Below are 20,069 nucleotides of genomic sequence, written 5' to 3' on the forward strand. Positions count from 1 at the left end.
TGAGAACCAGGCGGACCGCACCGAAAATTTCGGAAGCCCCGTACCACGCACACCCCCACGCCCGGGAGCGGACGGGGCCGCCACCCCGCCCGCCCCCGGCCGGCTCAGCGCCGTACGTAGGTCAGGGTGCCGAAGCCGAGTTCGTCGTACCCGCCGCTGTTCGGCCCGTAGTCGCCCCCGCCGCCCTCGGGGCTGAGCGACCTGGCGATCCGGGACAGGTTGGGGGTGTCCAACCCGCGCCGGCCCCAGTAGTGGTGGTAGACCCGCTCCCACACCGGCCGCACCTCGCCCCGCCCGGCCGCGGAGATGACCGTCTGTTCCTGCGGCGCACAGTTCTGCCCGGTGCCCCAGCGGTAGGTCGTGAACGGCACGCTGTCGCCCGAGTTGTAGCGCGCCACATACTCACACGCCTTGAGAAACCGGTTACTGTCCGCGCCGTAAAGATCGACCCCCTGGTTCCAGGCCATCTCGCACACGGTGCCCATCAGCCCGATGCCCATGATGCTGTGCGGCTGGTCCCGGCCGCTCTCCTGCCACTGCGCCAGTTCCCCGTGCACGAACGGCACCGCGTTGCGCAGCGAGCCGTTCCCGGCCCCGTTGTGGAAGTAGTTCACCGCCCGGTCGAACTTCCCCTGGTCGTCGCACAGGATCCCGATCGCCATGATGGCGGCCATGTTGCACAGATCCCAGTTGGCCCAGTAGTTGGTGATGCACGCGTCGTTGTGGTTGACCAGGAACCAGTCGCACATCGGGTAGAAGACGTTCAGCATCATGGACTGGAAGCGCCCCAGCTCGAAGCCCGGGTAGCCGCGCATCAGCTCGGCGGCGTTGGCGAACTGATAGCCGTAGATCCCCGACGCCAGATACCGGTCGGCGTTTCCGCCCACCGTACGCAGCGACGCCGACCAGGCGTTGAGGATGTTCCGCGCCGCGTCGCCGTGCGCCGTGCTCCCGCTGATCTTCCAGCGCAGCGCGTTCTGGTACGCCGCGTGGATGTCGTTGTACAGCTGCGGATAGTTCTGCCCGTCACCGCCCCGGATCACCGTCTCCAGCGGCCTGGGGGACCAGTTGCTGGCCGAGCGCCCGTTGGCGGTGAGCCGGTTCCAGCCATTGATCCACGGCGCGGTGCCGCTGTTGACCCGGGTACGCATCCGGGTGAAGTCGGCCTCGGTGTGCAGCATCCCGGGGTGCGCGAACGCCAGCGTCCGGGGCGGGTCCTGCCGCAGACCGCCCGCCGCGTGGGCCAGACCGGGCACGGCGGCGACACCGGCCCCGAGGGCGGCGGCGCGCAGAATGCCCCGGCGGCTCGGCCGGTCCGATCGGTGCTGTCCTTGCATGAGGAAGCCTCTCCTTCGCGTGGGGGGTGGGGCGGCACGTCCTACCGCCCCGCCGCCCCATAGTGACCGCCATCACAGAAAAGGTTGTCTATCGCGCCAGAACTCGAAAGTTTCCGCAACAGCGGCTCGGTTTCCGCTACCCCGCACCGTGGCGACCATGATCCGGAAGGAACACCCACCCACTCCGAGGACACCCCGTATGAGCATCACCGTCACCATCCACCCACAGCACCTGGAACGGCAGTCACCGGCCGAGTGCCTCCGCGTCGAACCCTGGGGGAGCGACGCCGTCCGGGTACGCGCCGGCGCCGCCGGCATCCGCGCCACCACCCCCGGCGCCCTCGACGACCCGCCGCCCGACACCGGCACCGTGCACACCGAACCCACCGACGGCGGCGGCGGACGCCTCGTCAACGGCCGCATCACCGCCCACCTCGACGCCCATGGCCGGCTCCGCTTCACCCGCACCAGCACCGGCGAGGAACTCCTCGCCGACGCCGAACCGTACAAGGGCTGGCCCCCACCCCGTACCCACACCCCGCACGGCGACGGCGGCTACCGTCTCGAACAGCGCTTCGCCGCCTACCCCGACGAACGGCTCTACGGCCTGGGCCAGCATCTGCACGGCCGGCTCGACCAGAAGGGCCTGGTCATCGAACTCGCCCAGCGCAACGCCGAAGTGAGCATCCCGCTGCTGATCTCCTCCCGCGGCTACGCCCTGCTGTGGAACAACCCCGCCCTGGGCCGCGTCGAACTCGTCGAGGACGCCACCCGCTGGGTCGCCGAACACAGCCACCAGATCGACTACTGGATCACCGCGGGCGACACCCCCGCCGACCTGATGGCCTCCTACGCCGCGGCCACCGGCCATCCGCCCCCACTGCCGCACTGGGCCACCGGCTTCTGGCAGTCCAGGCTCCGCTACCGCACCCAGCACGAACTCCTTGCAGTCGCCCGCGAATTCGCCCGCCGCGAGCTGCCGCTCTCCGTCATCGTCAGCGACTTCTTCCACTGGCAGCAGATGGGCGACTGGAGCTTTGACCCCGCCGACTGGCCCGACCCGGCCGCCATGGTCCGTGAACTGGACACCCTGGGCGTGCGGCTGATGGTCTCCATCTGGCCCACCGTCCACCCCGACAGCACCCACCACGCCGCGCTGCGCGCCGGCCACGGCCTGGTCGCCGACCGGCACGGCGGACTGCTCACCCAGAACTGGCCCGCACCCGCCGGCTTCGCCCCCACCCACTACTACGACGCCACCGACCCCGCCGCCCGCCAACTGCTGTGGGACGCGGTACACGAGGGCTACCTCCAGCACGGCATCCGCGTCTTCTGGCTGGACGCCTGCGAACCCGACATCGCCCCACCCCTGCTGGAACGCGCCCAGTACGCCGGCGGCGACGGCCGCCAGATCGGCAACCTCTACCCGCGCGAACACGCCCGCGCCTTCCACGACGGGCTCACCTCCGAGGGCGAACACGAGATCATCACCCTCAACCGCTCCGCCTGGGCCGGCAGCCAGCGCTACGGAGCCGCCCTGTGGTCCGGAGACATCCCCGCCACCTTCGACGCGCTGCGCGTCCAGATCCGCGCCGGGCTGAACGTCGCCCTCAGCGGCATCCCCTGGTGGACCACCGACATCGGCGGCTTCCACGGCGGCGACCCGGACGACCCCGCCTACCAGGAACTGATCGTGCGCTGGTTCCAGTACGGAGCGCACTGCCCGCTGTTCCGGCTGCACGGCGACCGCGACCCGAACCAGCCCTTCGGCGTCACCATGACCGGCGGCCCCAACGAACCCTGGTCGTACGGCCCGGCCTACCCGCTCATCCGCGAGCAGCTGCTGCTGCGCGAACGGCTGCGCCCTTATGTCCAGGAGCAGATGGACACCGCCCACCGCACCGGTACCCCACCCATGCGTCCGCTGTTCTACGACTTCCCCGACGACGCGGCCGCCTGGGAGGTGGAGGACCAGTTCCTGCTGGGCCCCGACCTGCTGGTGGCCCCGGTCACCGAACCCGGCGCCCGGGCCCGGCAGGTGTACCTGCCCGCCGGCACCCGCTGGCGCAACGCCCACGACGGCACCGTCCACGACGGCGCCAGCACGCTCCAGGCCGATGCCCCCCTGTCCCACATCCCCCTCTACACAAGAGAAGGCCACCCCCTCCCCATCCTCCCCGACTGACCATCCCCGACAACGGAACACCCCACCGACCACCACACGACCGCCCGCCCGCACAGGAGCGGATCCACTCACTCGCGTTACCTGGTTGGTGGCCGGCGTGCTGTGCGGGCCTGGGCGTTGTAACCGCTCGCCGCCATCCCGGGCCGGGGGCGACGATGGTGCTGCGCGTCCGCCCCCGTACGAGAACGGAATCGCCGGTGCCGGCCGGGGTCATTCGCTCGGGTTGCCGGGTTGGTGTTGTGACTGCTTGCCGCCGTTCGGGGCCGGGGGCGTGGATGGTGCTGCGCGTCCGCCCCCGTATGAGAACGGAATCGCCGGTGCCGGCCGGAGTCGCGCTCGCTCTGTCCGTCAGAGTCAATGGCCCCGAGGCTCAACGTGTCATCCGGATCCGAACACCATGATGCCGGGCTTCCCCGGCCACCACCCGACACGCCACTGCCCTGCCCGCCCCGGCCCTGGACGACCCTGCTCCTGCCCCGGGCCCCGAGCCCCGGCCCCTGCCCCGGCCCCGACCCGGCAGGGGCAGGGGCCGGCAAGGCTCGGTGCCCCGGCCCGCCCGGGGGTCAATCCCGCCCCGGGGCCGGGGGACGCCGCGCAGCGGCGGCATCCCCCGGCCCCGAGGGGCGTCGCACCCGCACAGACCCGCACAGACCCGCGCCGCCCCCGGCGCGTCAGCGCCCCAGCACCGCCATCGCGGCGTTGTGCCCCGGGATGCCACTGACCCCGCCGCCCCGCGCGGCGCCCGCCCCGCACAGCAGAACGCTCTCGTGCTCCGTCTCCACCCCCCACCGCCCCGCCACCGGCCGGTCAGCCGCCTTCTCCCCGTCCCGGAACGGAAAGTCCAGATCACCGTGGAAGATGTTCCCGCCCGGCAACCACAGATCGCGCTCCAGATCCAGCGGCGTCTTCACCTCCAGGCACGGCCGCCCCTCCCCGTCCAGCGCCAGACAGTCCGCGATCGGCTCCGCCAGGTGCTCGTCCAACTGGGCCAGGGCCGCCGCCAGCAGCGCGTCCCGCACTTCCGCCTCGCTTCGCCCGCCCCCCGCGAACAGCCGTGCCGGCGTGTGCAGCCCGAACAGCGTAAGCGTCTGATAGCCGGCCCGGGCCAGCTCCGGCGAAAGGATCGAGGGGTCGGTCAGCGAGTGGCAGTACAACTCGCTCGGCGGCGCCACCGGCCCCCGCCCGGCCGCCGCCTCCCGGTAGGCGGTCTCCAACTGCGCGTAACCCTCCGCCACATGGAACGTCCCCGCGAACGCCTCCCGTGGATCCACCTCCGCGTCCCGCAGCCGTGGCAGCCTGCGCAGCAACATGTTCACCTTCAGTTGCGCCCCCTCCGCCGGGTCGGCCGGCCGCACCGCCGCCTCACCCAGCAGCCGAGCCAGCACCTGCGGCGACGCGTTGACGAGCACCCGCCCGGCCCCCACCGCCCCTGCCCGCTCGCCGTCCGAGAACCGCACCTCCGCCCGTCCGCCCGGCCCGCCGTCCGGAGTGATGCCGGTGACCTCGTGCCCGGTCAGCAACTCCGCCCCGGCCCGCCGCGCCGCCGCGGCCAGCGCGTCGGTGACCGCGCCCATGCCGCCCACCGGTACGTCCCAGTCGCCCGTGCAGCCACCGATCACGTGGTACAGGAAGCAGCGGTTCTGCCGCAGCGACGGGTCGTGCGCCGACGCGAAGGTCCCGATCAGACCGTCCGTCAGCACCACCCCGCGCACCAGATCGTTCGCGAACCGTTCCTCGATCGTCTCACCCAGCGGCCGTTCGAACACCGCCTCCCAGGCCGCCTCGTCCGCCACTCGCGCCCGCAGTTCGGCGCGGGTGGGCAGCGGCTCGGTGAGCGTGGGAAAGATCCGCCCGGCCAGCCGCCGGGTCATCGCGTAGAACTCCTGCCACGCCTCGAACTCCCGCTCGGAGCCGGTCAGCCGGGCGAACGCCTCCCGGGTCCGCTCCGTGCCGCCACCCACCAGCAGCCCGGTCGCGCGCCCCGCTCGCACCACCGGCGTGTAGGAGGAGAACTCACGCTTGGCGGGCGTCAGCCGCAGCCCGAGATCCCGCACGATGTGTTCAGGCAGCAGACTCACCAGATAGGCGTACCGCGACAGCCGGGCGGCCACCCCGGGAAAGGCCGCCGCGCTGACCGCCGCACCCCCGGTGTGTGTCAGGCGCTCCAGCAGCAGCACCCGTCGCCCGGCCCGGGCGAGGTAGGCGGCGGCGACCAGACCGTTGTGGCCACCGCCGACGATCACGGCGTCGTACGAGGAGTGGGCAGGCATGAGGGACTGCCTAGCACGTCCGCCGCTTTCCGGCCAGCATCCCGGCCGGGGTCTGGAAAGCGTTTACTGTCCTGGCATAGGGTGCCCGGCGGATCAGCCCCGACGATCAGGCAGGCGACACGCGCATGGCCGAGCACCCCTTCACCCTGCCGGACGAGGACCGGGCACTGAGCCCGTACACCGGCTGGACCCGCGCCCACTGGGAGGCCCTCGCCGACGGCATGCTGCACGCGGTCGGCCCGTACGCCACGCACGGCAAGGCGCTGTACCACCTGCCGGGTGGGCAGCCCAGCGGCTCCGGGGTGCGCTCGGACGGCCTGGAGGGATACGCCAGAACCTTCCTGCTGGCCGCCTTCCGGGTGGCCGGCGCCCAGGGCGAGGACCCGCACGGCTTCCTGGCGCGGTACGCCGCCGGTCTCGACGCCGGCACCCGCACCCCCGGCGGGGACGGCCCCGAGGACTGGCCGCTGATCACCGACCGCAGCCAGCCGCTGGTGGAAGCCGCCTCGATCGCGCTGGCACTGCGGCTGACCCGGCGCTGGCTGTGGGACGAACTGCCCACCGAGGTACGGGAGCGGGCCGCCCGCTGGCTGTCCGACGCGCTCACCGCGCAGGCATGGGAGTGCAACTGGGAGCTGTTTCCGGTCACCGTGGGCGGTTTCCTGGCCGAGGCCGGCATCGAGACGGCCGCCGCCGAGACGGCCATCACCCGCGGCCTGGAGCGCATCGAGCCCTGGTACCGCGGCGACGGCTGGTACAGCGACGGCCCGCTGCGGCACTTCGACTACTACAACGGCTGGGCGATGCACCTGTACCCGGTGCTGCACGCCCGGCAGTCGGGGGACCCGGCGCTCCTCGCCCGGTACGGCGGCCGGCTCGCCACCCATCTCGCCGACTACGCCCGGCTGTTCGGCGGCGACGGCGCCCCCCTGCACCAGGGCCGCTCGCTCACCTACCGGATGGCCACCACCACCCCGCTGTGGCTGGGGGCGCTCAGCGGCCACACCCCGCTGGCACCCGGGGTCACCCGGCGGCTGGCCTCCGGCGCGCTGCGCTACTTCCTGGACCGGGGAGCGGTCGGCCCCCAGGGGCTGCTGTCGCTCGGCTGGCACGGCCCCTACCGGGGAGTGCTCCAGCGCTACTCGGGGCCGGCCTCGCCGTACTGGGCGAGCAAGGCGTTCACCGGGCTGCTGCTGCCCGCCACCGATCCGGTGTGGACGGCCACCGAGGAGCCGGGCCCGGCCGAGCGCGCGGATGCCGTCACCCCGTTGCCGGTGCCGGGCTGGCTGCTGCAATCCACCGCCTCGGACGGGGTGGTGCGGCTGCACAACCACGGCAGCGAGGACGCCCGGTACGACCCGTACTACACCCGGCTCGGCTACTCCACCGTGACCGGGCCCACCGCCGGCGCCACCGGCCCGTCGGCCGACAACCACTTCGGCCCGGTGCTCGACGGCACCCCGGCCGCCCGTACCGGCATCGAGCCGCTGGGCGCCGGCGAGGGCTGGGCGGCCTCGGCCCATGACGCGGGCGGGCACCGGGTGATCTCGGTGGTGCTGGCGCACGGCGCCACCGAAGCCCGTATTCATCTGATGATCGATAGTGCGCCGGAGGTGCCGGTACGGCACACCGGCTGGGCGGCGGGGGAGGGGCTCCACTCCGAGCTGCACCCGGTGCACGGTTACACCCCCGAAGCGCCGCTGTCCGCCCTCCCCACCGCCTACACCCCGGCCGCCCGGCTCCCCGTCCTCACCGGCCGCACCGGTCCGGCCCCCACCGACCGCGTCTTCATCGCCCTCGCCCGGCTGACCGGCGATGACACGCCCCCACCCCTGTCCACCCGCGCCGGGGTACGGGTGACCACCCCCACGGACATCACCGTGGAGTGGACCGAAGGACCCCGCCGCCGGGTACGGATCACCCCGCACGCCGTGCACGTCGACTGACCCCGCGGGGCGTCCGCCGGGCGCCACCCGCCCCCGGCACCGCCGCCGCGACGTACGCTGGAGGGCTGTCCCCCCATGACACCCTCCGAAGGAGCACATGCCGCACGACACACTCCCGCGGTCCGACGGTCCCGTCAGTGACCCGGCCGTCCCCCGGACACCCGCACAGATCCGCCGCGTCCTCGCCCTCTTCCGCCCCTACCGGGCCCGTCTGGGCATCGTCGCCCTGCTCGTCGGCGCCTCCTCCCTGGTGGCCGTCGCCTCCCCGTTCCTGCTGCGCGAGATCATCGACACCGCCCTGCCCCAGCAGCGCACCGGCCTGCTCGCCCTCCTCGCGCTCGGCATGATCGTCACCGCCGTCACGAGCAGCGTCTTCGGCGTGCTCCAGACACTGATCTCCACCACCGTCGGCCAGCGGGTCATGCACGATCTGCGCACCCAGGTGTACGCCAAGCTCCAGCAGATGCCGCTGGCCTTCTTCACCCGCACCCGCACCGGCGAGGTCCAGTCCCGCATCGCCAACGACATCGGCGGCATGCAGGCCACCGTCACCTCCACCGCCACCTCCCTGGTCTCCAACGTCACCGCCGTCGTCGCCACCCTGGTGGCCATGCTCGCCCTCGACTGGCGACTCACCCTGCTCTCCCTCGCCCTGCTGCCCTTCTTCGTCTGGCTCGCCCGCCGGGTCGGCCGCGAGCGCAAGCGCATCACCGCGCAGCGCCAGAAACAGATGGCGACCATGGCCGCCATGGTCACCGAGTCCCTGTCGGTCAGCGGCATCCTGCTGGGCCGCACCATGGGCCGCTCGCACAGCCTCACCCGGGATTTCGCGGGGGAGTCGACCCGGCTGGCCGACCTGGAGATCCGCGCCTCGATGGCCGGCCGCTGGCGGATGGCCACCATCGGCATGATCATGGCGGCGATCCCTGCCCTGCTGTACTGGTCGGCCGGTGTCCTGCTGCAACTCGGCGGCACCCCGCCCTCCATCGGCACCCTGGTGGCCTTCGTCAGCCTCCAGCAGGGACTGCTGCGCCCCGCCGTCTCCCTGCTCTCCACCGGCGTCGACATCCAGGCATCGCTGGCCCTCTTCCAGCGGATCTTCGAGTACCTCGACCTCACCGTGGACATCACCGAGCGCCCCGACCCGGTGGAACTGCGGCACGCCAAGGGCGAACTCCGGCTGACGGGGGTGTCCTTCGGGTACGACCCCACCGCCCCGCCCACCCTCAGCGGCATCGATCTGACGGTCCCGGCCGGCGCCTCACTCGCCGTCGTCGGCGCCACCGGCTCCGGCAAGAGCACCCTGAGCTATCTGCTGCCCCGGCTCTACGACGTGACCGCGGGATCGGTACGGCTGGACGGCATCGACGTACGGGAGCTGGACTTCGCCTCCCTGGCCCGGGCGATCGGCGTGGTCTCCCAGGAGACCTATCTCTTCCATGCCTCCGTCGGCGACAATCTGCGCTTCGCCAAGCCGGACGCCACCGCCGCCGAGATCGAGGCCGCCGCCCGCGCCGCCCAGATCCACGACCACATCGCCGCCCTGCCGCAGGGTTACGACACCGTGGTCGGCGAGCGCGGCTACCGGTTCTCCGGCGGCGAGAAGCAGCGCCTCGCGCTGGCCAGAACCATCCTGCGCGACCCCCCGGTGCTGGTGCTGGACGAGGCCACCAGCGCGCTGGACACCAAGACCGAACGGGCCGTCCAGCAGGCCATCGACGCGCTGTCCGCCGGCCGGACCACCATCACCATCGCCCACCGGCTGTCCACCGTCCGCGACGCCGACGAGATCATCGTGCTGGACGGCGGCCGGATCGCCGAGCGTGGCACCCACACCGAACTGCTGGCCCGCCAGGGCCGCTACGCCGAACTGGTACGCCGCGACGAGGCGATCGCCGGGCACCGGGAACTCCTCGATCCGACCCCCTGACCGGGGGCGGGCCGGCCCCGTCCCCGGTCAGGGCGCGGCCCGGCCGGAGCATAAAACTGAGCGAACGATCGTGCTAATATCTCGGCACTCCACTGTCCCACCGAGGGGATCCAGCATGGCCCTGACCGCCGGCCTCACCCGCGCCGCTCTCCGCCTCGCTTCCCGGACGACCCCCGCCCTCGCCGCCAGGGCCACCCTGCCGGCCTTCCGGGACACCCGCGGCGGAGCCCGGCAACGCCCCGCGGAAGAGCCCGTGATGCGCGCCGCCCACCGCGCGACCCTCACCGTGGCCGGCAAGAACGTCGCCACCTACCGCTGGGGAAACGGCGAACGCCCCGTCCTGCTGATGCACGGCTGGATGTTCCGCGCCTCCCGCTTCGCCCCCCTGGTCCAAGCACTGACCGAACACGGCTACAGCCCCGTCGCCTTCGACGCCCCCGGACACGGCGCATCGACCGGCCGGGGAACCTCCATCCTCGAATTCGGCGAGATAGCCCGCCGCCTCGCCCCCTCCGACGGCCACTACGAAGCCGTTATCGGCCACTCCGTCGGCGGCCTCGGCTCCTTCTGGTCGGTCCGCGAGGAGATCACCGCCACCCGGCTGATCACCCTGGCCGCCATGCCCGACTACGCCACCCTGGTCGACGGATTCTGCGACCGGGCCGGACTCACCGGCCGCGCCAGAACCCAGCTGCGCACCCGCATCGAGAACGACCTCTTCCCCGGCGTCCCCCACATCTGGGAGCGGTTCTCCGCCACCTACCGGCCCGACCGGCTCACCCTTCCCATCCTCGTCATCCACGACGAGGACGACGACATGATCCCGGCCACCCACGCCCGCCGCATCGCCGCCACCTACGGCGGCCAGGCCGACCTGCTCATCACCCGCGGCCTGGGCCACCGCCGCGTCATCGCCGACCCCCGGGTCATCGACAGCGTGCTGGACTTCGTCTCCGCCACCGACCCGGTCCAGCAGTGACCTGAGAATCTCCGACTCAGGTCACCTGAGCACCGGCCCCCGCCACGGCCGCCGTCCGCAGCCGCTCCCGGACGGCACTCGCCGCCCGCCCGTACCCCGCCGCGTCCCCGAGCAGGGCGGACGTCGTGTTCGCCATGTCCAGCAGCGCCACCAGCTCGAACGCCAGTTGCGCCACATCGCACTCCGCCCCCAGCTCACCGGCCGCCCGCGCCGCCGCCAGCTCATCCAGCAGCAGCCCGTCCCACTCCTCGCGGGCCAGCGCCACCGCGTCCCGCACCGCACCCTCCCGGGCCGCGAACTCGATCGACACGGCCAGGAAGAAACAGCCGCCGGGAAACACCCGGCCCCGCGAATACTCCAGATACCCGTCACACAGCTTCAGCACCCGCGCCAGCCCGGCCGGCACCTCCTGCGCCGGCCGCACGATCTCCGTCACGAAGACCGACTTCGCCGCGCGCACCGTCGCCAGCTGAAGCTCCTCCTTGGAACCGAACAGCGCGAACACCCCGCTCTTGCTCAGCCCCAGCTCCCCGGCGATCCGCCCGATCGAAAGCCCCCCAAGACCCTCCACCGAGGCAACCTCCATGGTCCGGCCCAACACCAGGCGGCGAGTGGCATTCCCCCGTTCCACCCGCCCGTCACCGCGTGCCGCAGCCGCCACCGGTCACCCTCCTCCACAGACCGCCATCGTAAGCGTCAGCGCAGCCGGCCGGCCGCCGCCAGATCCTCGAACACCGCGTGGTCCACCGGCGCCGTACGCTCCTTGTCGGCCAGCGACAGCCACGCCAACTCCTCGATCTCACTGCTGGCGGCCAGCGTGCCCCGGAAATCCGCCGAATAGCAGGCCATCCGCACCAGCGTCCCGGCCGGATAACCGTCCGCCTGCGCCTCGTACGTCCCCACATGGGCCACCGTCTCGGGCACCAGCGCCACCGTCAGCTCCTCGCGCACCTCCCGCAGCAGCGTCTCCCGGTCGCTCTCCGCGCCGTCCCGCTTGCCGCCCGGAATGTAGAACAGCCGCTTCCCCCGGGACCGCACCCCCAGAATCCGCCCCTCCTCCAGATACACCCACGCCACGGTGTCGATCAGCCCCGCCACGATCCGCACTCTCCTTCGCCGCTTCCCGCGCCCGGCGAGATGCCTGCTCGCCACCGGGCCCTCACGATGGTGTCATGGACCCGAGGGGGTGACGGATGGAACCCGGTCAGGAACGGCACCAGGACCGGCGCCGCGCCGGCCCGCTGTGGCTGCACCCCGACGACGACCTGGCCCCCAACCGGCCCGGCGAGACCCTGCACGGCATCCTCAGCGGCCGGCCCGCACACCCCGCCCGGCGGCTGGCCCGCGCCCTGCTCGGCCGCGACGCCGAGACGGCGGCCCTGCGCGACCGCCTCACCGGCGAACAGCACGCGGGCGCCGCCCTCGACCGGCTCACCGGCGCCGGCTGGCGAATCCTGCACTCCATCCCGCTGCCCGGCGCCGCCACCCTGCCCCACCTGGCAATCGGCCCGCCCGGCGTCTTCGGCTGCCACACCGTCAGCCACCGCGGCCGGCCCCTGCGCATCGCCGACCCGGACGGCGAACTCGTCACGATCGGCGCCCGTCGCACCGAGCCCCACCTGCGGCACTGCCGCCGCGGCGCCGCCCGCGCCGCACACGCCCTCACCCGGGGCTGCGGCTTCCCGGTACCGGTCACCCCCGTGCTGATCTGCGCGGCAGCGGGACCCATCGAGTACGCCAGGGCGCCGCACGACATCCGAATCCTGCGCGAGGAGGAGCTGGACCGCCTCACCCGGTACGGCGCCACCCTCACCCCGGACCGGATCCGCACCATCCACGACGCGGCCCGCGACCGCCGCACCTGGCGGGACGTGTAGCGCGCGCCCTACTCGGCGAGATCGGCGACGGCGGACACCTGCTCCACCCGCAGCCGCACCAGCAACTCACCCGGTACGCCATTGCGCTCGCCGTACTCCTGGGCCCGCTCGGCACCCATGTAGCGCGCCGCGATCCGGGTGGCCCACTCCCTGACCTCCGTAAGGTCCTCGCTGAGCCGCACCGGCCCGCGCAGCACCGCGAAGCTGAACGGCGGCCGTTCGTCGTCGACACACAGCGCCGCCCGGCCCTCCCGGGCCAGATTGCGGCCCTTGACGGTGCCCTGCCCGGTGTTGAAGACGATGTCGTCACCGTCCAGCACAAACCACACCGGCGCCACGTGCGGGCCGCCGTCCTCGCGTACCGTCGCCAGCTTCCCGGTCCTGGTGCCGGTGCCGACGAAGGTCCGCCATTCGTCCGAGGTCATCAGATGTCCCATGACCCCATCGTGCGTCAGCCCCGGCCGGGCGACCACGCGGGCAGACCGTGCGGCGCGGCGAACGCCAGCACTTCTTCAGGCTCCCGGCCCAGTCGCACCGACAGCGCGAACCGGTGCAGCTCGCCCACCGCGCGCGGCTCGAACGCGATGTGCGCGAACCCCGCCTCCGCGGTGGACGCCGCCGCCAGCCGCGCCAGCTCCCGCTCCACCAGCGCCCATTCGGCGGCCGGCACATACTGCCGCATCACCGAGTGCCACACCACGGTCAAGGTGCCCGGCTCCAGTTCCACCCCCGACAGGAACTCCGCCGCACCCGCCGCCCCCACCGTGGCCGGCACCTTGCCGGCGATCCGCAGCGCCCCGTCCAGCCGCCGCGCCCGTGGCGACTGGTCCGGCCACACATAGGCGCGCAGCGCCAGCGCCCCGTCCGGGGACAGCGGATCGATCGGGGACGGATCGCACCCCCGGCGCTCCACGATCCGCAGCGTCTGATGCCGCCGCGCCCCCTCGGCCAGCCACTGCGGTGCCTCGCCCTCCCACACCGGATCCAGCCGCACGGGGGAATCGGGGTTGCCCCACGAGAAGGACGGCGCCCGGTAGTGGAACTGCTCGGCCCGCAGATTCAGCCCGGCGCTGGACCCCAGCTCGAACAGCCGGACGGGCAGCGCGGCCGAGGGCACCGCGTACAGCAGCCCGGCCAGCAGCAGCGTCGCCCGCCCCACCTCGTTGGTCTGCGGCGGGCGCTCCAGCCACTTCCGCACCCAGCCCGGCTCCGCCGCCACCGCCGCCCGGAAGGCGGGCCAGCCCGCGTCCGGGTGCGCGGGATCGAACACCCCGCCGGCGCTGGGGTAATGCTCCGCCAGCGCCGGCGCCCGACCGGTGAGCACCAGGGCATGCACCGCGCCCATCAGCCGCAGCGGCAGCGCATCGGCGTGGCTCGCCTCCTCGTACCCCTCCAGGACGGCCGCACAGGGGCCGTCCTCCCCGATGTCCCGGGCCACCCGTTCCAGCAGAGCCCCGTACAGCGGGGAGCCCAACCGGGTGCAGGCATCGGCCTGCTTGCTGAAGACGAGGGCAACCTGATCACGGGGCATCCGTACTCCTCACTCGGGAATGCCCAAGATCATGGGGCCCCAGGGGTAGTCAGCGGAAGACACTTGGGCGGGTTGTTATGTGATTTCCCACGATCCAGCGGACCTGAAGCGCGCCGCCGACCGCACACCCCCCTGAACGGAAAAGCGCCCCCCGGCACTCGCCCCGCCCCCGGGAGAAAGCGCCTTCTAGCATAGGGATCCATGACCTCCGAGCAGCTCGTCGTCTTCACCCGCACCGCCGGGTTCCGCCACGACTCCATCCCCGAAGGCATCGCCGCCTTCCGGGAACTGGGCGCCGAACGGGGCCTGACCGTCCTGGCCACCGAGGACCCCGCCGAACTCGCCGCCGCCCTGCCGGGCTGCACGGCGGCCGTCTTCCTGTCCACCACCGGCGAGGTCCTCACCCCCGCCGCCCGCGAGGCGCTGCGCGCCCACCAAGGGGCGGGCGGCGGCTTCCTCGGCGTGCACTCCGCCTCCGGCACCGAGTACGAGTGGCCCTGGTACGGCGAACTGGTCGGCGCCCGCTTCGACGGGCACCCCGAACTCCAGCCCGGCGTCATCCAGGTCGAGGACCACGACCACCCCGCCACCGCCCACCTGCCACCGCGCTGGACCTTCACCGACGAGTGGTACCACTTCACCGCCAGCCCGCGCGGCCGGGTCCACGTGCTGGCCTCGGCCGACGAAACCACCTACACCGGCGGCCGGATGGGCATCGATCACCCCCTGGTGTGGTGCCACGAGCACACCGGGGGCCGCTCCTTCTACACCGCGCTCGGCCACACCGCCGCCGCGTACACCGACCCCGCCTTCCGCGCCCATCTGCGCGGCGCCCTCCACTGGGTCACCGCACGCCCGGAAAAAGCTCGCTGAACTGATCGATTCCGTGCCAGGATGAAAGAAAACGTTTAACTTCACGAGGAGAAGCCCCGGTGACCTACGCAGCCGCCGCCGACCGCTACGACACCATGCAATACCGCCGCACCGGCCACAGCGGCGTGCTGCTGCCCGCCGTATCCCTCGGCCTGTGGCACAACTTCGGCGACACCAGCCCACTGGACACCCAGCGCGCCGTCCTGCGCCGCGCCTTCGACCGCGGCATCACCCACTTCGACCTCGCCAACAACTACGGCCCGCCCCCCGGCTCCGCCGAAATCAACTTCGGCACCCTCTTCGCCCAGGACTTCCGCCCCTACCGCGACGAACTGTTCATCGCCTCCAAGGCCGGCTACCACATGTGGCCCGGCCCCTACGGCGAATGGGGCTCCCGCAAGTACCTGCTGGCCAGCCTCGACCAGTCCCTCAAGCGGATGGGCCTGGAGTACGTCGACGTCTTCTACTCCCACCGCTACGACCCCGACACCCCCCTGGAAGAAACCCTCGGCGCCCTCGACCACGCCGTCCGCTCCGGCAAGGCCCTGTACGCCGGCATCTCCAACTACCCCGCCGAACAACACCGCCGCGCCGTACAGATCCTCCGCGAACTCGGCACCCCCCTGCTCATCCACCAGTCCCCCTACAACATGCTGCACCGCGCACTGGAGGACGGCGTCCTGGACGCCATCGGCGACACCGGCACCAGCCTCATCGCCTTCTCCCCACTCGCCCAGGGCCTGCTCACCGACCGCTACCTCTCCGGCCAGGTCCCCCAGGACTCCCGGATGGCCGTGGGGCACTTCCTCAAGCGCGACGCCCTCAGCGAGGAACGGCTCACCCTGCTGCGCTCCCTCAACGACATCGCGGCCGGCCGGGGCCAGACCCTGGCCCAACTGGCGCTGTCCTGGGTCCTGCGCGACCCCCGGGTCGTCTCCGTCCTGATCGGCGCCAGCAGCGTCGCCCAACTCGACCAGAACCTCGCCGCCCTGGAAGCCGGCCCGCTCACCGACGACGAGCTGACCCGGATCGACCAACTGCTCACCGCCTGAGCCGACCCCGACCACGAACAGCGCCAGGGCCGTCCCTCCCGGATCTCCGCGCGCCGCCTCGCCCGCACCTGACGACGCGGCCCGATCCACGGACATCCGAAAGGGACGGCCCCCGGCGCTACCCCGGCTCGATCAGCTCGATCGCCCGCAGCCCCGCACCGAGCCCCCTCCCCTCCTCATCCACCAGATCGAGCACCGTGTCCACCAGCTTGATCGCATGCTCGTCCCCGTGCTCCGCCGCCCGCTCGAACAACTCCGCACCACTCAGCCCCGCCACCTCACCAGCCGGCCCCGGCCCCGGCAGCGGCCCGGCCGGCCGATACGCCGCCACCACCGCCGCACTCGCCGACCACGCCGCCTCCAACGACGCCCACCACAACTCCCGCGGCAGCGCCGGCAACGTCCGCAGCACCGCATTGGGCGCCGTCACCGCGTGCACCAGCATCACCGGCTCGCCGTGCGCGTACTCCCCGTAGAACCCGGCCGCCGCCCGCACCAGCACACCCAGCCGCTCCCGCGCCGCCTCCGGATCCCGGGCCCCGGCCCCGCCCCCCGGCCAGTCCGGCAGCTCACGCACCTGCCCCAGACGGTCATTGATCCCCCCGGACGGATCCGGCACCGCGGCCACCGCCACCAGCGCCTCACCCGCCCCACCCGGCGCCACCGTACCCACGATCCCGCCCGGCAGCCCCTGATGCCGCGCCGCCCAGTACCCCAGCCCGTGCGCCAGCTCCGCCAGCCGCGGCCCACTCTCCCCCTCCGCCAGCAGCACCCGCACCGCGTGCCCCACCCGGATCACCGGATGCGTCGCCCCCGCCACGATCCCCGGCAACAACCGCGGCCACCACCGCGCCAGCACCTCCCGCCACGGCCCCTCCGCCAGCAACTGCCCGAAATACCCCGCCCAGTCCCCGAGATACCGAGGATCACCCAGCGCCTCACGCCAGTTCTCCGCAGTGATCCGGCCGTACGAGCCGGGCCGCTCGTCCAGCCGCCGCCCGTACCCGTCCAGCCAGCGGTGCACCCGCGCCCCCTGACCGTGCCGGAGCAGCGCCTCCACCGCCATCGGACCGTGATTGCTCAGCCAGCCCTCGAACTCCGGCCCCGTCGCATGCAGCCGGATCAGCGCCTCATCGAGCGTGCCCGCCGTGTCGTTGTCCATGACCGCGACGCTACGGAACCACCGCCGATCGCGGAACGGTCCCGCGACCTACCCCCAGCGACCGACCCACCGCCCCCGGTCCCACACCCGAGGTCCCACAACCATCCTCCGCACGGACCAGACGACGCCCTCGCCGCCAACCCGCCCCGCTCACCCCCACCCCCCCAGATGAGCAGGACAGCCCCCCGCAGGCGGCCCCTCAGGCCGGATCCCGCCCCAACAGCGCCACCAGCCGCTCCTGCACCGGGGCATCCCGCGCCACCTCCACCGGCGGATCAAAGATCCCGAACCCCTGCCAGCCACCGATCTGCGGCTCCACGAACGCGAACACCATCCCCACCACCTCCTCGTCCAGCCGGTCATCGGCGCCCGTACCACGCGCCAGATCCCACGCATGCACCACCAGATCCAGCATCATCTGCCGCGCGTACTCCTCCGCCGGCGTCAGCCCACCACTGGTGTGCACCGGCGCCTCCAACGCCCCCGGCCCGGTGAACGCCGCCCGCGCACCCCGCGCCGCCCGCTCCCAGGACGCCACCGGATCACCGCCCAGCACATCCCCGTCGTACCGGTCTCCCACCTGCGTGAGCGTCTCCCCACGCAGCAGATGCGGAGCCCACAACTGCTCCGACGTCACATGATTGACCAGATCCCGCACCGACCACTCGGTACACGGGGTCGGCGCACTCCACTGCCCGGCGCCCACCCGGCGCACCCGCCGGTCGAACTCCGACAACGCCCGCTCATAGCCTTCGGCCAACAGCATGGGGGTACCTCTTTTTCTCGCGCGTATGTGTGATACCCCCCACAGAACGTCACCCCCGCACCAGCACCACCTCAAGGGTCCGCGGCCCGTGTACGCCCTCGACCCGGTCGAGTTCGATGTCACTGGTGGCCGAGGGCCCCGATATCCACGTCAGCGGCCGGCCGGGAGCCAGCCGTGGCAACGCCTGCCCCACCGAATCCACCACCTGATCCGGCACCCGCACCACCACGATGTGATGGTCCGGCACCAGCGTGATCCGCCGCCGCCCCTGCCCCGGCCCGCCGTCCAGCACCACCGTCCCGGTCTCCGCGATCGCCACCGCACAGCCGGTCACCACACTGTCCACCGCGTCCAACTCGGCAGCCGTGCTGTCCACCGCGTCCGGCACCGTACGCACCCCGGCCGCGACCGCCGCCGACAGCCAGCCGGCCGGCAGCCCCGCCGGCACCACCACCGACCCCGTCCCGCGCTCCGCCAACAGCCGGCCGATCAGCGCCGGCAGCCCCGCCGCATCGGTGTGATGCACCAGCGCCCGGTAATCCGCCAGATGCTCCGCCAGCATCGCCACCGCATCAGCGGGGGAGTGGCTGTCCAGATAGTCCCGCACCACCGGGACCTGCTCCGGCGTCTCCCCGCGCGGCACATCCACCAGCGCCCGCCGTACCCGCGCCAACACCACCTCCCGCGCACTCATCGCCCACCCGCCTCCCGCCCCCGCCGCTGCCACCAGTCACGGAACGACTCGGCCGGCACCACCGGCAGATCCCGGCTCGCCGTCCACGCCCGCCCCGGACCCGGCAGCGCCCGGCGCGGAATCAGCCGCCGACCCCGCCCCGCCAACCGCTGCCCGGCCCGCAGCGCCCCCGGCCGGTCCAACGCCCAACTCGCCGCCCGCAGCGCCACCCGCTCCGCCGCATGCCCCTTCGCCGGCCGGATCCGGGTACGGACACCCCGCACCGTCACCGGCCCGCCCTGCACCACCCGCTCCCGCAGATGCACCAGCACCTCCGGAATGTCGATCGCCACCGGACACACCTCGTAACAGGCACCGCACAACGAAGAGGCAAACGGCAACGACGCGTCCAGCTCACTCGCCGTCCCGCGCAACTGCGGGGTGAGAATCGCACCGATCGGCCCCGGATACGGCGAACCGTACGCATGACCCCCGGCCCGCTCGTACACCGGACACACATTCAGACAGGCCGAGCAGCGGATGCAGCGCAGCGCCTGCCGGCCCACCTCGTCCGCCAGCGTGTCGGTGCGCCCGTTGTCCAGCAGCACCAGATGGAACACCCGCGGCCCGTCCCCGTCCGTCGTCCCCGTCCACATCGAGGTGTACGGATTCATCCGCTCCGCCGTCGACGAGCGCGGCAGCGTCTGCAAGAACACCTCCAGATCCCGCCAGGACGGAATCACCTTCTCGATCCCCACCACCGAGATCAGCGTCTCGGGCAGCGTCAGACACATCCGGCCATTGCCCTCGGACTCCACCACCACCAGGGTGCCGGTCTCCGCCACCATGAAATTCGCCCCGGAGATCCCCACCTTGGCACGCAGAAACTTCTCCCGCAGATGCAGCCGCGCCGCCTCCGCCAGCTCCGCAGGCGAATCCGTCAGCCCGGCCGGCGCCGCCCGCCCCCGCCCGGCCATCCTCTCCACGAAGATGTCCCGGATCTCGCCCCGGTTGCGGTGAATGGCCGGCACCAGAATGTGCGACGGCAGATCATCCCCCAACTGCACGATCAACTCGGCCAGATCCGTCTCATGAGCCCGGATCCCGGCCGCCTCCAGCGCCTCGTTCAGCCCGATCTCCTGAGTGGCCATCGACTTGACCTTGATGACCTCCGACTCGCCGGTCTCCCGCACCAGCGCCGTGACGATCCGGTTCGCCTCCGCCGCGTCCGCCGCCCAGTGCACGACCCCACCGGCCGCCGTGACCGACGCCTCCAACCGCTCCAGATAGTGATCCAGATGACGCAGCGTCCGGTCCTTGATCGCCGCCCCCGCCGCCCGCAACCGATCCCAGTCCGGCAACTCGGCCACCGCCGCCGCCCGCTTGTCCCGGATGGTGTGCGTGGCATGCCGCAGATTGCCCCGCAGCCGCTCATCACCCACCGCGTCCTGCGCCGCCCGCGGAAACGGCGGCATCCCCAGATACGTT

Annotated in this window: 17 protein-coding genes; 7 read left to right on the forward strand and 10 right to left on the reverse strand. The window is 72.6% G+C overall.

The features are described from left to right. Positions 1-104 precede the first annotated feature (104 nt). The gene (locus AC5WRL_RS03565) at positions 105-1,337 is read right to left on the reverse strand and encodes an alginate lyase family protein (protein WP_496086753.1); all 1,233 of its coding nucleotides are present in this window, start codon (positions 1,335-1,337) and stop codon (positions 105-107) included. A 199-nt stretch (positions 1,338-1,536) separates the two neighbouring features. Between AC5WRL_RS03565 and AC5WRL_RS03570 the strand changes: the two genes are divergently transcribed. Further along, on the forward strand, positions 1,537-3,522 hold the full coding sequence (locus tag AC5WRL_RS03570; protein WP_496086754.1) for a glycoside hydrolase family 31 protein: 1,986 nt from the start codon (positions 1,537-1,539) through the stop codon (positions 3,520-3,522). A gap of 671 nt (positions 3,523-4,193) precedes the next feature. Here the strand turns inward: AC5WRL_RS03570 and AC5WRL_RS03575 are convergent. Further along, positions 4,194-5,792 (reverse strand): phytoene desaturase family protein, encoded by a 1,599-nt coding sequence (locus AC5WRL_RS03575; RefSeq protein ID WP_496086755.1) that lies wholly within the window; start codon positions 5,790-5,792, stop codon positions 4,194-4,196. A 125-nt stretch (positions 5,793-5,917) separates the two neighbouring features. Between AC5WRL_RS03575 and AC5WRL_RS03580 the strand changes: the two genes are divergently transcribed. The 3 genes from AC5WRL_RS03580 to AC5WRL_RS03590 all read left to right on the forward strand — a co-directional run bounded on the left by AC5WRL_RS03580 (position 5,918) and on the right by AC5WRL_RS03590 (position 10,647). Continuing rightward, the gene (locus tag AC5WRL_RS03580; protein WP_496086756.1) at positions 5,918-7,738 is read left to right on the forward strand and encodes a DUF2264 domain-containing protein; all 1,821 of its coding nucleotides are present in this window, start codon (positions 5,918-5,920) and stop codon (positions 7,736-7,738) included. Between the two features lie 97 nt (positions 7,739-7,835). Beyond that, on the forward strand, positions 7,836-9,668 hold the full coding sequence (locus AC5WRL_RS03585) for an ABC transporter ATP-binding protein (RefSeq protein WP_496086757.1): 1,833 nt from the start codon (positions 7,836-7,838) through the stop codon (positions 9,666-9,668). A 115-nt stretch (positions 9,669-9,783) separates the two neighbouring features. Next, complete coding sequence (locus tag AC5WRL_RS03590) at positions 9,784-10,647, forward strand: alpha/beta hydrolase (protein WP_496086758.1); 864 nt, start codon at positions 9,784-9,786, stop codon at positions 10,645-10,647. A gap of 16 nt (positions 10,648-10,663) precedes the next feature. Here the strand turns inward: AC5WRL_RS03590 and AC5WRL_RS03595 are convergent, their stop codons facing one another. Both AC5WRL_RS03595 and AC5WRL_RS03600 read right to left on the reverse strand, forming a co-directional pair. Beyond that, positions 10,664-11,308 (reverse strand): TetR/AcrR family transcriptional regulator, encoded by a 645-nt coding sequence (locus AC5WRL_RS03595; RefSeq protein ID WP_496086759.1) that lies wholly within the window; start codon positions 11,306-11,308, stop codon positions 10,664-10,666. Between the two features lie 35 nt (positions 11,309-11,343). Continuing rightward, positions 11,344-11,745, reverse strand: coding sequence for an NUDIX hydrolase (locus tag AC5WRL_RS03600; protein ID WP_496086760.1), 402 nt, complete (start codon positions 11,743-11,745; stop codon positions 11,344-11,346). Positions 11,746-11,840: 95 nt separating this feature from the next. Here AC5WRL_RS03600 and AC5WRL_RS03605 point away from each other — a divergent pair, with 95 nt between their 5' ends. Next, a complete protein-coding gene (locus AC5WRL_RS03605; RefSeq protein WP_496086761.1) occupies positions 11,841-12,524 on the forward strand; it encodes an NERD domain-containing protein in 684 nt (227 codons plus the stop codon). An 8-nt stretch (positions 12,525-12,532) separates the two neighbouring features. On the opposite strand, the gene AC5WRL_RS03610 is transcribed toward AC5WRL_RS03605, so the two are convergent. Beyond that, entirely contained in the window at positions 12,533-12,961 is a 429-nt protein-coding gene (locus AC5WRL_RS03610) for a PPOX class F420-dependent oxidoreductase (RefSeq protein ID WP_496086762.1), read from the reverse strand. Between the two features lie 14 nt (positions 12,962-12,975). Further along, a complete protein-coding gene (locus tag AC5WRL_RS03615; RefSeq protein WP_496086763.1) occupies positions 12,976-14,055 on the reverse strand; it encodes a DUF2332 domain-containing protein in 1,080 nt (359 codons plus the stop codon). Between the two features lie 201 nt (positions 14,056-14,256). On the opposite strand from AC5WRL_RS03615, the gene AC5WRL_RS03620 reads away from it, so the two are divergent. Both AC5WRL_RS03620 and mgrA read left to right on the forward strand, forming a co-directional pair. Then, positions 14,257-14,928 (forward strand): ThuA domain-containing protein, encoded by a 672-nt coding sequence (locus AC5WRL_RS03620; protein WP_496086764.1) that lies wholly within the window; start codon positions 14,257-14,259, stop codon positions 14,926-14,928. Positions 14,929-14,987: 59 nt separating this feature from the next. Then, positions 14,988-15,980 carry an L-glyceraldehyde 3-phosphate reductase gene (mgrA, locus tag AC5WRL_RS03625; protein WP_496086765.1) on the forward strand — a complete coding sequence of 331 codons (993 nt, stop codon included), beginning with the start codon at positions 14,988-14,990 and terminating at the stop codon, positions 15,978-15,980. Between the two features lie 118 nt (positions 15,981-16,098). Here mgrA and AC5WRL_RS03630 read toward each other — a convergent pair whose 3' ends face one another. The 4 genes from AC5WRL_RS03630 to AC5WRL_RS03645 all read right to left on the reverse strand — a co-directional run bounded on the left by AC5WRL_RS03630 (position 16,099) and on the right by AC5WRL_RS03645 (position 20,056). After that, on the reverse strand, positions 16,099-17,142 hold the full coding sequence (locus AC5WRL_RS03630) for a questin oxidase family protein (protein WP_496086766.1): 1,044 nt from the start codon (positions 17,140-17,142) through the stop codon (positions 16,099-16,101). A 199-nt stretch (positions 17,143-17,341) separates the two neighbouring features. Further along, positions 17,342-17,908 carry a TIGR03086 family metal-binding protein gene (locus AC5WRL_RS03635; protein WP_496086767.1) on the reverse strand — a complete coding sequence of 189 codons (567 nt, stop codon included), beginning with the start codon at positions 17,906-17,908 and terminating at the stop codon, positions 17,342-17,344. Positions 17,909-17,957: 49 nt separating this feature from the next. Then, the gene (locus tag AC5WRL_RS03640; protein ID WP_496086768.1) at positions 17,958-18,602 is read right to left on the reverse strand and encodes a LutC/YkgG family protein; all 645 of its coding nucleotides are present in this window, start codon (positions 18,600-18,602) and stop codon (positions 17,958-17,960) included. Next, positions 18,599-20,056: a lactate utilization protein B gene (locus AC5WRL_RS03645; protein ID WP_496086806.1), complete on the reverse strand. Its 1,458-nt coding sequence runs from the start codon at positions 20,054-20,056 to the stop codon at positions 18,599-18,601. The genes AC5WRL_RS03640 and AC5WRL_RS03645 overlap by 4 nt, the downstream gene beginning before the upstream one ends. Between the last annotated feature and the right edge of the window lie 13 nt (positions 20,057-20,069).

This window comes from Streptomyces sp. NTD107 (assembly GCF_059510435.1).